This window comes from Sphingomonas paeninsulae (assembly GCF_003660165.1).
In the GTDB taxonomy this organism is placed as follows: domain Bacteria; phylum Pseudomonadota; class Alphaproteobacteria; order Sphingomonadales; family Sphingomonadaceae; genus Sphingomonas_O; species Sphingomonas_O paeninsulae.
The window spans coordinates 636,672-648,789 of record NZ_CP032829.1 but is presented as its reverse complement, the minus strand read 5'-3'; the positions used below and the strand labels follow the sequence as shown (position 1 = coordinate 648,789).

Sequence of the window (12,118 nt, the reverse complement as noted above, 5' to 3'; positions counted from 1 at the left end):
ATTGCGGGAACTGATCGCGGAAAAGTGGCAGACCTTCGGCGAAAACAGCGAGCCTTGCAGCAGTTGGGCCGGATCGCGTTCCGCACGCGCTTCGGTAAGCGTGATTGCGGGCTAGGTCGCGAGCGCGAGCTTTCGCTCGACCCCGTGCATTCGGTATTTGGGGTGCCAGAGCTTGCGCCCTCCGAAATTGGCCAAAAGGTATAGTCCCTGAAAACCGCCGACCTTATAAGGCTTGTCCTTGGGCTTGGCGGTGCGGATTGCAGTGTCGGTGAGCGCCATTTGGCGGTCTCGTAGCGAAGGGCTTCAAAAAGGCCCCGAATCTGCCCCAAAATTCCAACTGCACGCAATCAGAGGCATTCACCGACAACCAGCGAATGCTCTAAAACCAACAGATTTCAGGATTTTTCAACTGTCGGCACCCATTGGCAAACAGGAGTTTGGAGCGGGTGAAGGGAATCGAACCCTCGTCGTAAGCATGGGAAGCTTCTGCTCTGCCATTGAGCTACACCCGCAAGGTGTTGTTTGCCACGTGCCACTTCACCGTTGTGCGGTCAACGTTGGATTATCGGTGAGTTGCAGATACACAGCGCTATGATGGATGATCTGTTTTCCAACGGTCCGCTAACCGGGCAAACTATGACGCGGGCGGATGTTGAGCGACTGGCTAAAGCCGGAAAGCCGATGCACCTTGTCGATTGTGATCTCGAAGAGGCCAATCTTGCCAAGCTCGACCTGTCCGGCTGGACGTTCGAACGATGCAACCTGCGCCGCGCCGATCTGTCGGGGACGAATCTGGAGGGTTCGCAATGGCAGTCCTGTCGGGGGCCATTCGCATGTTTCGTCGGCGCCGATCTTTCGGAAGCAATATTCACGTCCTGCGATTTGAACAATGCGGTCCTGCGTCGGTCGACCATCGTTTCGACATCGTTCAAAAGCTGCAAGCTGACAGGGGCCGATTTGTCGGAGGCGCGCGCCATGAACGTGACTTTCGATGAGACGCTGCTGATCGACACCAAACTTCCCGGTTATTCGTTTCGCAAACAAACGTTGCGTAAACTCGACTTCAGCCAGGCCGATCTTCGCAAATGCGATTTCCGTGCGACGACGTTCGAGGGGTGCTCTCTGCGTGACGCTCATATGGTCGGATGCCGGTTCGAGGGGGCCGATCTCCGCGGGGCCGACATTGGTGGCCTGCGTCTGGTCGATGCCGCGTTGTTCCGGGGCGCTACAATTTCACGGGAACAGGCGGGGCAACTTCTGGGCGAACTTGGGCTGAACGTTCTTTAGGCTCTGTCGATCGGGAGTTTTGTGGATTTGATGACCCAGCCGATTTTGTTTCGGCTCTTGGGGGGCTGATGGCAAGGAGCAGCATTGGTCATTAGCTGTGGAGCGCGTCTCATTCCCAATACAGAAATCAGGGTTCAGGCCGTGCGCTATATCGTCAGCGGCGGCATTCTAACGGTTTTATATTCGGTCGTGTATTGGATGCTGGCCGCTCCGTTGAGGACACCCCCGCTCGTCGCTAACATGATCGGGTTTTTATGCGCGCTGATCTGCGGCTGGGCGCTGCACTCCCGCTGGACTTTTCGCGGGCAGGGCGATCGCGCCAAGCGGCATGTTGCATACGGTCGGTTTGTGGCGGTCAACCTCGCTGGCTTTGGGCTCAACAGTTTCTGGGTCTGGATGATCGTGGGTCGCCTTGGAGGGGATGTGGCGCTGCCAATTCTCCCAATCGCAATTGTTACGCCCGCTTTCATGTTTCTTGCCAACCGATTTTGGACCTTTGGTTGACGAGGCCGATAAACAATGCGTTAACCCTCTTCGCGTACCGCTAACCTAACAGCAAGGGCAGCGTCGATGCGTGAGAATTTCCAATTCCCCTCAAGCGATGCCGCCCCATCGGGTGCTTCGCAACAGGCGATCATCGCAAGAGAACTGGCCGACACGGTGATGGTTGAACGTCGATCCCCGGGCCGTCATATTCCGTTTCTGCTCTATGGCATGCTGTTGTTTTGCTTCGGGCTCGGCATGTATCTGATTGGCGTTCTGATGGGCGTGCTACTCGCTTTGCCGCGCCTTTTGTTGGGCATGAATGCGACACTGGTGCCGGTAAACGAATGGATTGTCTGGTACAGCGGAGTTCCGATTGCATTCGGGATCGCGTTCGCGATGTTCGATTTGCTGATCTATTTCAGTCACAAAAAGCCAGACGTTCCTGTGCGATATCAGCCTCTGGCACGGCGTAACGTCACGGTTGCGCTGACCGCCTACAATGATGAAGACAGCATTACAGAGGCGGTGCGCGACTTCGTCGAGCACCCACTGGTAAATCGCGTCATCGTGGTCAGCAATAATAGCCACGACGCCACTTTTGAACGCGCTGCGGCTGCAGGCGCGATCACGTTCAATGAACTTTCGCCGGGATATGGACGTTGCGTATTCCGGTGCCTGACCGAGGCATCGCTTTACGACGATGTTGACCTGATCGTGTTATGCGAAGGCGATCGCACATTTCGTGCTTTCGATATCGAAAAACTGCTCGCCTACGCGCCGCATGGTGATTTTGTGAACGGGACGCGGACAGTCGAGCCACTCCGGCATTTCGCCACACAGCTCAGTTCGTTCATGTACTATGGCAATATTTTTGTCGGTAAACTGCTGGAAGCCAAGCATCTCGGTCGCAGTACGATTACGGACGTCGGTACAACTTATAAGCTGTGTCGCCGCGATGCCTTGCTTGAACTGCTCCCGGCGCTCGATCCAGCGGTTAATCTCGAATTTAACGCCCATTTTCTCGATACCGCACTTGCCGAAGGGCATGTCCTCATCGAATGCCCGGTGACCTTTCACCAGAGGGTGGGTGTCAGCAAAGGTGGTAATGTCAATAATATGCGTGGTTTTTCGGTGGGGCTGCGAATGATACGGGGCATCGTATTCGGTTGGAAGCGGCTCGCCTCGTGACCAGTTCAGCGATGGCCCCCGGTTATCATGAATCGAGACTGAGTCATGATCCACGTCGTGATGTGTTGTGGCAGAGCCTCTGGCGTTATTACTTCCGCAAACGGATTGCACCAACCGACTGTGTTCTCGATCTCGGCTGCGGTTATGGCGAGTTCATCAACAATGTCACTGCGCGCCGTCGCATTGGTCTCGACGTCTGGAATGGATCGGCAGCGCACCTCGATAAAGGCGTGGAGCCGATCGTATCGAGCGTCACAGCGCTCGACGGGGTTGATGACGGCAGTGTCGATTACGCATTTGCCAGTAATTTGTTCGAACACGTCACCCAGTCTGACTTTGCGCAGGTTCTTGCTTCGCTTCGCCGAAAGCTTTCGCCCAGTGGCACGCTCACCATTTTGCAGCCCAATTATCGCTACGCGTATCGCGAATATTTCGACGATTACACGCATATTTCTGTCTATTCGCACATCAGCCTAGCCGACTTCCTGCGCGCAAACGGATATGATGTGATCGAGGTAAGGCCGCGTTTCCTTCCTCTCACCGTTAAATCGCGTTTGCCCGTGTGGCCCTTTTTAATAGGGCTTTACCTGGCGCTGCCATTTAAGCCGATGGGGAAGCAGATGCTTATCCGCGCGCGTCCACAGTCAGGTTCTGCCATTCATGAATGAAGTTTCAGCGGCCAATCCGCGCAATCTCTGGATCGCGCGGATTGCGTTGATCGCCGCCGTGCTCCCTCTCGTCGTCGGTCTCGTTTATTATATCATTGCCGTTTACCGGGCTGTTACTTTTCCGTTCGAACTCGACTATGGTGAGGGCATCGTCTGGCAACAGATGCGCGACATCGTGGCAGGGCATGGGTACGGCCAGATCGCCAGGTTTCCCGGTCTCGTGTTTCACTATCCGCCGGTTTACCACCTGCTCACAGCTGGGTTGAGCAACCTGTCAGGCTCCGACCCCCTTTTCACGGGGCGATTGCTGTCTGCCGGATCTACGTTGGGAGCAGGGGCAGTCATTGCCCTGATCATCGCTCGTATAACTCAGTCCGACGGCGGCGGCCGCGGATCATGGTTTTGCGGATTGATCGGTGGTTTGAGCGTGTTGAGCATGGTGCCCGTGTTAAACTGGTCGTTGTTTATGCGTGTCGATATGGTCGGGTTTCTGTTCAGCTTTGCTGGGCTTTATTTTGGCTTGTGTGCGCTGACCCGGCCAAAGCTTGTCCATCTGGCGGCTCTGTGTTTCGTCGTTGCTGTTTATACAAAACAAACCAATGTGGCGGCCCCCATCGCGGTGTTCGCAACCTTGCTGTTTCTTCGGCCGAGGACGGCTCTTGCCGGGATTGCCACCGGTGCGGTTGCAGGGTTTGGCGCGCTCGCTTTCCTGGTGTGGCAAACGAATGGTGGGTTTCTGCGTCATATCGTTTTGTACAACATCAACCGGATCGAAGTGAGCCGCCTGCTCCAGATATTTCCAGCCTTTGGTCAGCATGGTTTATATTTCGGCGTTGCAGCTCTGGGTTTTCTGCATCGCATGCGGCGTCGCCTCCCTGACTATCGTGATTGCAAAGGTTTCTTCGCTGTTAGGGATCAGTTCGCCGGGAATACTTCCGATGCTCAATATCTTATGCTTTTCGGGTATTTTATCTTTGCATCGCTGGTTTTGCTAACAATTGCCAAGTCGGGTGCAAGTTATAACTATTTCATCGAATGGATGTATGTCCTTTCGGTTTTTGTCGGACTGGCCATGCGTGATGCAGGTCTACTTGCGTTCGGTGGCATTAAAACTGCTGTTCCGATCAGGCAGGCGGTTTTGCTTCCGCTGGCCGTTGCGGTGCAAGCCTATCTATTGCCGGACGTGCCAGAGGGCACCTGGTACATGGAACCTGCCCGAATAGTCGAACTTCGCCGGTTATCGGCCATGGTTCGAACCGCTGACAAGCCAGTCATCTCAGATGACATGGTAATGTTGCTCCGGTCGGGCAAATCCGTCCTATTTGAACCCGCTATCTTTGCCGAACTGGCGAGCGACGGTGTCTGGGACGAACGCCCGTTTATTGCCAAAATTCGTCATCGCGATTTCGCTTTCTTCATCACCAACAAAGATCGCGGCGATCCTCTATACGACAGCCGCTACAACCCGAAAGTCGCTGAGGCGATTGCGGCGGTTTATCCGAAAATCCGTATTATCGCCGACCTGACTGTGCATTTTCCTGCTGATAAACCTCAGCCTTAAAGCATCCCACATACGAAAACGGCCCCCGCTCGTTTGAGCGGGAGGCCGGTTCATAGCCTTTGAAATATAAAGCTTAGCGCTTCGAGAACTGGAAGCTCTTACGCGCCTTGGCCTTACCGTATTTCTTACGCTCGACGGTACGGCTATCGCGGGTCAGGAACCCGGCTGCCTTCACTGGCGCACGAAGGATTGGTTCGTACTTGGTCAGTGCCTGCGAGATGCCGTGCTTTACAGCGCCGGCCTGTCCCGAAAGTCCGCCACCCTTGACCGTTGCGATTACGTCATAGCTGCCGACGCGATCCGAAACTTCGAATGCCTGGCTGATGACGAGACGCAGCGTTGGACGTGCGAAATAGATTTCCTGATCGCGGCCATTGACCGTGATCTTGCCGCTGCCGGGCTTGATCCAGACGCGTGCAACGGCGTCCTTACGACGGCCGGTCGCATAGGCACGACCCTGAGCATCGATGATCTGGTCGCGAAGCGGCATGGCTTCACGAACAGGCTCGTTGATGGCAGGAGCCATATAGTCGGTGGTTTCCGAAGCCGGAGCAGGCGCTGCTGCTTCAGGAGCGACGGGGACGGGGGCACCGGTAAGGGCGGCCAGATCGGCCAGCGATTGACGGTTATCAGACATTATGCGCCAACCTTGTTCTTGCGGTTCATCGAACCGATGTCGAGAATCTGCGGGTCCTGAGCCGTGTGTGGATGCTCGGCACCCTTGAAGATACGCAGAGCGCGCATCTGGTCGCGACCGAGTGGGCCACGCGGAATCATGCGCTCGACGGCCTTTTCCAGAACGCGCTCGGGGAACTTGCCCTCGAGGATCTTGGCTGGCGTCGTTTCCTTGATACCGCCGGGGTGACCCGTGTGGCGATAATAGATTTTGTCGGTCATCTTCTTGCCGGTGAAGCGAACCTTCTCGGCATTGATGATGATGACATTGTCACCGCAGTCGACGTGCGGTGTGTAGGTTGGCTTGTGCTTGCCGCGCAGGATGTTCGCAACGATCGTCGCGACCCGGCCAACAACCAGACCATCGGCATCGATTAGATGCCATTTCTTTTCCACGTCGAACGGCTTTACCGCTTTCGTGGTCTTCATCAGTGCCTTCATGGCCCCGGACCTCTTGTAAAACAAACGCGCCGCCCCGGATGCGGAGCGGCGTCGATGGCGGTCAAATGCCGCTGGGATGGTATAAAGTCAAGCAAAACCGCGCATTTGCCAACAGGTATCATAGTACCCGCTGACAAATGCTGGACGTTTTTAGCGGCTGCTGATCTCGGTCAAAGTTGCCGGTGAGTCGGCGCGGACCACCGAACTCAGCGGGAACGAGACAGTGTGATCGTTCGAATAACCGCGAACACGGCCGCTTGCGACGCGGAGCAGAAATGGGCGGCCACCTTGCTCACGGCCCTTGATTACGGTGCCCTTTGCAGTTTCCTCGACCGAGTAAACATAAGTAACGCCGTCGCGTGTCAGGGTCTGGGTTGGACTTGCAAGTGCAGGTGCAGCGGCAGAAACGAATGCGAGACCGGCGAGTGTGCGATAAATCTTCGTCATGGCAGATTCCTTTGGTTAGGGTCTGCCGATCAGGCCTCTTATGTTCTGCGATGCAGCATAATCTGGGCCTGCACCGTTACAAACGCTGTTATTGCAACAGTGATTGCGATTTGTGCACCACGGAATAATCGCCGCTTAAGCCGCAATAGGGCGTGGTGCGTGGCTCACGCGATTCCTGCCGCCGTTCTTCGAGCGATAAAGTGCCTGGTCTGCGGCGTAATATAACAACCGCCACTCCACCTCGTCATCCACGCGCGCTTCGGCTACGCCGGCGCTGATCGTAACCGATACGTCGGTCGCCGTCGCTGCTGCCGCGACGGCTTTGCAAAGGCGGTCGGCCACCGCATCGACGGGCACGGCCTCGATCAGGACGGCGAATTCTTCACCACCAAACCTCCCGATCAGTCCGTCCGCTGGCGTTATTTGGCGAAGGACATCGGCCACCAGCATCAGCACGTCGTCCCCGACCAGATGACCGTAACGATCGTTGACCAGTTTGAACTGGTCGATATCGATCAGGATCAGCTTTATAGGTTTCATTCGGTCGGCGCGTTCCTCGACCCGACGAAGAAACGCTCGCCGGGTCAGCAGCCCCGTCAGTGCATCGACCTCGGCAATCTGGCGGAATTGCTCCTGTAACGCCCAGGCATCGTCGCGCTCGCCACGCACGCTGCCGATGCGCCACCCAACGGCGATTGCCGACATCAACGCTTCCAGTGCCATCACCACCAGCGGGCTGATTTCGATGAGCAAGGCACCCCGTTCGATAAAGCCGAGCGCCCAGAACGAGCGGAGCGTGGCGAGCAGGAAGGGTATCGACCATGCGATCAAATAATTAGGCTCTGTTCGCGTTTTGTATGCTTCAGCATGCCATGGCCGCGTTGAGGCATGCGCGTGGCGTCGCCTTCCGGAGCCCGGCGAGGTGAAACCAGTTGAGATAATTCGCGAGGTACTTGGTGGCGACGCCTCTTCGGGGTCGGAGGAACGTCTTGAGCCGCTCATGTCGGCTGTTGGCTGTCTGAATATGCAGGTCGCCCCGGACACGCTCGCCGGCACTTTGGTTCAGTGCCTGGTGGCTGACGCCAAGAGCGACAGCGCAGGGCGGATAGCTGGTGCAACAGTCGGTCACCAGCAAGACGTCCTTGCTCAGCACCGGTTCGAGGGCTGCTTGCAGGTTGGCCGCCGAGACGGATGGCAAGACAGCGCTGACGGTCACGCCGGTGCGGTCTACAGCAACCAGGATCGGCACCTGCTCGTGCGACAGCCCGCGTTTGCTGGCCTTTCCGCCCCGCTTGCGCGGTTTGCGGTCAAGGTTTCGCTCGCCCTTACGGCTGGATAGAACGAAGGTTTCATCGGCTTCGACGATACCGGCGAGTTTTCCGGCTCCGCTCAGACAAGCCTTCAGCCAGCGATGCCGCCAGCGAAACGCCGTGCTAACGGCGATGCCACAGCGCACGGCAGCAGACCGCACTGTGTCGCCGTCTGCCATAGCCCGGCCGAAATCCAGCCAACGTTCCCTGTACCACAGACCCGACAACGGCGTTGTCGTCAATGCGTTGAAGCTCTTGCCGCAAGCATTACACCGATACCGCCTCAATCCTCGCGCCGTGCCGCGGCTCACCGCACCGGGCGTCGCGCAATGCGGGCAGGTACGCTCTTCCCCAACAGAACTCTCAATCGCAGCGCGCGCCGCGCCGCCTATCTCCCGGCCCGCCAATACGTCTGCGACGTCCAGCTTCTGGGGCTCCGTCAATTCATCGATTTCCGACAGCCAAATCTGAAATGCCTTGCGATCCATCGTCACATCTCCAGCCTTTCAGCCTTCCTATCACCAATGCGTACAAAACGCGAACAGAGCCAATAATTACGTGCGTATCTGCTCCCCCGCGCCCAGCCAAGCGCGGCGGTTAGCGTGATACCGATCAAAACGGCGACCATCGAACCATAGGTGATGGCGTCCATGATTTTCCATGCAAAGGGGAGGTCGATGATCCGAACGATCGAGGACATCAGCCCGATCAGTCCCGCGATGACCGTGAATGCCGCAATGGGGCCGGAGGTCACCTTGCGTTCGATGAATCCCAGCATGAAAAAGGTGATCGAAATCATCATCGCCGATGCGCACAATAGGGAGAGCGATATCTGAGTGGTCGGGTTCAATCCCGGAAGGAGCGCAAATACCGCTCCCGACCATGACGCGCCGACCATCAGTGTCAGCACGGCCGTCACGCAATATATCAGGATAAACTGCGCACGCAGAACCATGAACAGCGAAAAATTGAAAACGAGCAGGGCGAAAACAACGCCTGCAAGTACGCAATAGATCGCCAGATATTTGCTGTCGCTGATGAGTGCTGCATGAACCGTGATGAGTTCGGGACGGGGCGCAATACCGCGTTGATTTTGCAGCCCTTCGACGCGCACGAGTATCGTATCGATTACCCCCGGACCGTTCGGCAGGACAAATCCGAACTGATTGGGAGCGAATGTTCGTCGCGCAGCCATGCGATCATCGGCGACCCGAACCACTCGGCCATCGGTGTAATGAACGAACAATGTCTCATCATTCGCCTGCGAAACCGTGTGGCGTAATTCCCATGGGTTCGCAGGGTCGGTGACGACCGAGAGGTTTCGAAACAAGCCCCAGGTCACCGGACCCGAAATGCCGATCTGATCGGTTGTGCAATCGAATGCACGCCTATTGTTCAACATTGCCAGTGGATCGACGCGCTGGGCTGTAAGTGCGATGCATGGCTCGGGAAGTATGACATGACCGGGAAGCGAATTATTGCGGGCTGCTTGACTTGCGTGCGCCGGCGCAATGACGATCACGAATGCGAAAAGCACGCAGATCGCGCCTCGCAACCATGCTTCCAGCACCCTGTCATATAAGAAAACATTCTGTGCCATTGAGTCTTATGTATGCGCACAGTGCTTTCGATAAGGTTTCAGCGGCGTGCTATTTACACAAACTGCGTAAGCAACTTGTAACTTATCGACGAGGTAACTTTCTTACCGGCCGAGCGTCTTCCGCGAACCGATGATGTGCGCTCCCCAGATCGTCGCTGCGACAACCAGTGCACCAACCGCCTGATGCAGCGCGGCAAGGGGCAGGGCGATGCCGCTGACCACCGTCGCGATGCCGAGCAGGATTTGCGTGCCAAAACTCGCGTGGATCGCAACCGATGCCGGGCGCACCCCGGCTTTCTTCACGTTGCGCGCCAATATAACCAGCGTTGCCACCACGATCCATGCCCACCAGCGATGCGTGAAGTGAATCAGATACGGGTCATAGGCAAGGGTTTCCCATGCTGGTTTCAGCCAGGCCACGCCCTCTGGAAAAAAATGATCGTTCATCAGCGGCCATGTGCTCGATACGGCCCCCGCACGCAGACCGGATGTGAAAGCGCCGAACATGATCTGGATCGTAACCACGACCAGCGCCACGACGGCCAATCGGGTCAATCGCGCCGGACGCGCCGCAGGGTCACGGCTCAGCGCGCGCAGGTCGAGCGCGGTCCAGATCAGCCCGCTCATGATCGTCAGCGCCGCGATCAGGTGCACGGCCAGCCGGAAATGGCTGACTTCGGTGCGTTCGGTCAGTCCCGACGCCACCATCCACCAGCCGATTGCGCCCTGAAACCCGCCGAGAGCCAGCAATGCAACAAGCCGCCAGCCATAGCCTTTGGGAATAGCGCGTTTTGCCGCAAACCAGATCAGCGGCACCGCAAATGCAAAACCGAGCAATCGCCCGAGCAGCCGGTGCGAATATTCCCAGAAAAATATCGTCTTGAACCCGCTCAGCGTCATGTCCGCGTTATGCGCAGCGTATTGCGGGATTTGTTTGTAGGCATCGAAAGCCGCGCTCCACGCCGCATGGCTCAGCGGGGGGAGAGTACCCGAAACCGGCTTCCATTCTGTGATCGAAAGCCCCGATTCCGTCAGGCGGGTAATGCCTCCCACGACAACCATCAGGAATACGAGAGCGGCGACCGTCAGCAGCCAGTTGGCAATTGCATTGGGGCGGAGTGGGTTTGAATCGAAACGGACCATCGGCAAGCGCTTACGCTCGCCGATGGTCCGTGTGAACGGCCAATCTCACCTTTTAGGCGAGCTTGAAGCCTTCCTTGTTCATTGCTTTCGTCAGCGCCCTGTTAGCCTCCTCGGACAGTTTGGCTTTCAGGGACGGGAACAGCGTGTTCTCTTCCTCGGCGACATGCTTTTCCAGATCGACGCGGAATTTGCGCACGATTTCCAGGAAGCGCTCGCTGTCGCGGGGGCAATTGGTCAGCTCGTAAAGATACTGCTTCACATAGCCGTGATCCTTATTCAGGTGATCCGCAGCCTCGACCTCGCCAGCGTCGCGCAACGCCGGGTAAACCGCATTCTCTTCCTGCAACGCGTGCTTGGCGAGCGCGTGCTTCAACTGAGCGAGCAGGATCGCGCGCTTCGTTGTATTGTCCCGCGTGGTCGCCTCGATCGCGTCGAAGATCTTCAGCGTTGCGGCATGTTCGGCGGCCAGCGCATCGTCCCAGTCGCCTGCCAACACCGTGGGCGCTTGTACCGCAACCTTGCGCCCGATCATCGCCGCCACGCCCAGCGCGACGCCAGCAGCGGCAGCGCCAATCAGCGCGCCAGTCGAGCCACCATCGGATTTGGAGCCGTTAGCCCGTGTCCGCGTAGTGCGGGGCTTTGGCGCGGCCTTGGCCCGTTCGGTTGTCTGTGTAGCCATCATTAGTCTCCTTGGTACTCAGTTACATTTTGCCAAGCATATCGAGATGCGTTTTGACTTTGGGAGCGGTTTCGCTGGCAAAGGTCTTCAACGCGGCTTGGTCGCCGGTGGTTGCATAGCCCTTCATCAGCGCGAGCGCGTTGTTGTGGGCATCGGTCTGCTGGGTTTTGTAAAGCGCATCGAAATCCGCACCCTTCGTGGCTTTCAATGCGTCGATCAAAGCCTGATGGTCGGCATCGAGCGCGGCCGGTGGCTTATCCTTGACGCCATCCTTGGCAATCGCCGCCTTCAGGCCAGCGGTCGTCGCCGTGTGCGCCGTAATCATCGCCGCAGCGAATTTCTTTACATCGGCAGACGAAGCCATCGTTGCCGCCAGCTTGCTCGACGCAATCTCGTACATATCGCCCAATGCCGCATTCTTGACGAAATCGGACGTCGCAACGGGCGCGGTTGCCGGGATAGCGATATTGTCTGCCATCGCGACATTGGCATCAGGTGCGGCCGCATTGTCCGCTTTATGTCCACAGGCGGTCAGCGCGAGTGCCGCAGCCGTTATCAAAAGTGCAGTGCGCATAGTTTCTCTCCGTCGAGTGTGAGGAGTTAACGTGGTTACGCCGCGCCAGTTCCCATTTT

At 57.2% G+C, this 12,118-nt stretch carries 15 protein-coding genes and 1 tRNA gene; 5 read left to right on the top strand and 11 right to left on the bottom strand.

The window, feature by feature from the left end:
• Window positions 1-111 precede the first annotated feature (111 nt).
• Window positions 112-279, bottom strand: coding sequence for an Arm DNA-binding domain-containing protein (locus D3Y57_RS08550; protein ID WP_205590106.1), 168 nt, complete (start codon window positions 277-279; stop codon window positions 112-114).
• A 159-nt stretch (window positions 280-438) separates the two neighbouring features.
• Window positions 439-512: transfer RNA gene (locus tag D3Y57_RS08545), tRNA-Gly, on the bottom strand.
• An 82-nt stretch (window positions 513-594) separates the two neighbouring features.
• Here D3Y57_RS08545 and D3Y57_RS08540 point away from each other — a divergent pair.
• The 5 genes from D3Y57_RS08540 (at window position 595) to D3Y57_RS08520 (ending at window position 5,190) form a co-directional block, all read left to right on the top strand.
• Window positions 595-1,287: a pentapeptide repeat-containing protein gene (locus D3Y57_RS08540; protein ID WP_121152634.1), complete on the top strand. Its 693-nt coding sequence runs from the start codon at window positions 595-597 to the stop codon at window positions 1,285-1,287.
• A 141-nt stretch (window positions 1,288-1,428) separates the two neighbouring features.
• Entirely contained in the window at window positions 1,429-1,791 is a 363-nt protein-coding gene (locus D3Y57_RS08535; RefSeq protein ID WP_162987061.1) for a GtrA family protein, read from the top strand.
• 66 nt (window positions 1,792-1,857) lie between these two features.
• Complete coding sequence (locus D3Y57_RS08530) at window positions 1,858-2,961, top strand: glycosyltransferase family protein (RefSeq protein ID WP_239025996.1); 1,104 nt, start codon at window positions 1,858-1,860, stop codon at window positions 2,959-2,961.
• Window positions 2,958-3,629 carry a class I SAM-dependent methyltransferase gene (locus tag D3Y57_RS08525; RefSeq protein ID WP_239025995.1) on the top strand — a complete coding sequence of 224 codons (672 nt, stop codon included), beginning with the start codon at window positions 2,958-2,960 and terminating at the stop codon, window positions 3,627-3,629. The genes D3Y57_RS08530 and D3Y57_RS08525 overlap by 4 nt, the downstream gene beginning before the upstream one ends.
• Entirely contained in the window at window positions 3,622-5,190 is a 1,569-nt protein-coding gene (locus tag D3Y57_RS08520) for an ArnT family glycosyltransferase (protein WP_121152632.1), read from the top strand. Before D3Y57_RS08525 ends, D3Y57_RS08520 begins: the two co-directional genes overlap by 8 nt.
• 73 nt (window positions 5,191-5,263) lie before the next feature.
• On the opposite strand, the gene rpsI is transcribed toward D3Y57_RS08520, so the two are convergent.
• The 9 genes from rpsI to D3Y57_RS08475 form a co-directional block, all read right to left on the bottom strand.
• The gene (gene rpsI / locus D3Y57_RS08515) at window positions 5,264-5,827 is read right to left on the bottom strand and encodes a 30S ribosomal protein S9 (RefSeq protein ID WP_121152631.1); all 564 of its coding nucleotides are present in this window, start codon (window positions 5,825-5,827) and stop codon (window positions 5,264-5,266) included.
• Window positions 5,827-6,306, bottom strand: coding sequence for a 50S ribosomal protein L13 (rplM, locus tag D3Y57_RS08510; protein WP_121152630.1), 480 nt, complete (start codon window positions 6,304-6,306; stop codon window positions 5,827-5,829). The genes rpsI and rplM overlap by 1 nt, the downstream gene beginning before the upstream one ends.
• A 150-nt stretch (window positions 6,307-6,456) precedes the next feature.
• Complete coding sequence (locus D3Y57_RS08505; RefSeq protein ID WP_121152629.1) at window positions 6,457-6,753, bottom strand: hypothetical protein; 297 nt, start codon at window positions 6,751-6,753, stop codon at window positions 6,457-6,459.
• 135 nt (window positions 6,754-6,888) lie between these two features.
• Window positions 6,889-7,584 (bottom strand): GGDEF domain-containing protein, encoded by a 696-nt coding sequence (locus D3Y57_RS08500; protein ID WP_121152628.1) that lies wholly within the window; start codon window positions 7,582-7,584, stop codon window positions 6,889-6,891.
• Between the two features lie 31 nt (window positions 7,585-7,615).
• Window positions 7,616-8,551 (bottom strand): IS1595 family transposase, encoded by a 936-nt coding sequence (locus D3Y57_RS08495; protein WP_121152627.1) that lies wholly within the window; start codon window positions 8,549-8,551, stop codon window positions 7,616-7,618.
• Window positions 8,552-8,553: 2 nt separating this feature from the next.
• On the bottom strand, window positions 8,554-9,663 hold the full coding sequence (locus D3Y57_RS08490; RefSeq protein ID WP_121152626.1) for a 7TM diverse intracellular signaling domain-containing protein: 1,110 nt from the start codon (window positions 9,661-9,663) through the stop codon (window positions 8,554-8,556).
• A gap of 102 nt (window positions 9,664-9,765) precedes the next feature.
• On the bottom strand, window positions 9,766-10,806 hold the full coding sequence (locus D3Y57_RS08485; protein WP_121152625.1) for a COX15/CtaA family protein: 1,041 nt from the start codon (window positions 10,804-10,806) through the stop codon (window positions 9,766-9,768).
• Between the two features lie 52 nt (window positions 10,807-10,858).
• On the bottom strand, window positions 10,859-11,485 hold the full coding sequence (locus tag D3Y57_RS08480) for a hemerythrin domain-containing protein (RefSeq protein WP_121155640.1): 627 nt from the start codon (window positions 11,483-11,485) through the stop codon (window positions 10,859-10,861).
• A gap of 22 nt (window positions 11,486-11,507) precedes the next feature.
• Window positions 11,508-12,059, bottom strand: a complete 552-nt coding sequence (locus tag D3Y57_RS08475; protein ID WP_121152624.1) for a DUF4142 domain-containing protein — start codon at window positions 12,057-12,059, stop codon at window positions 11,508-11,510.
• Window positions 12,060-12,118: the final 59 nt, after the last annotated feature.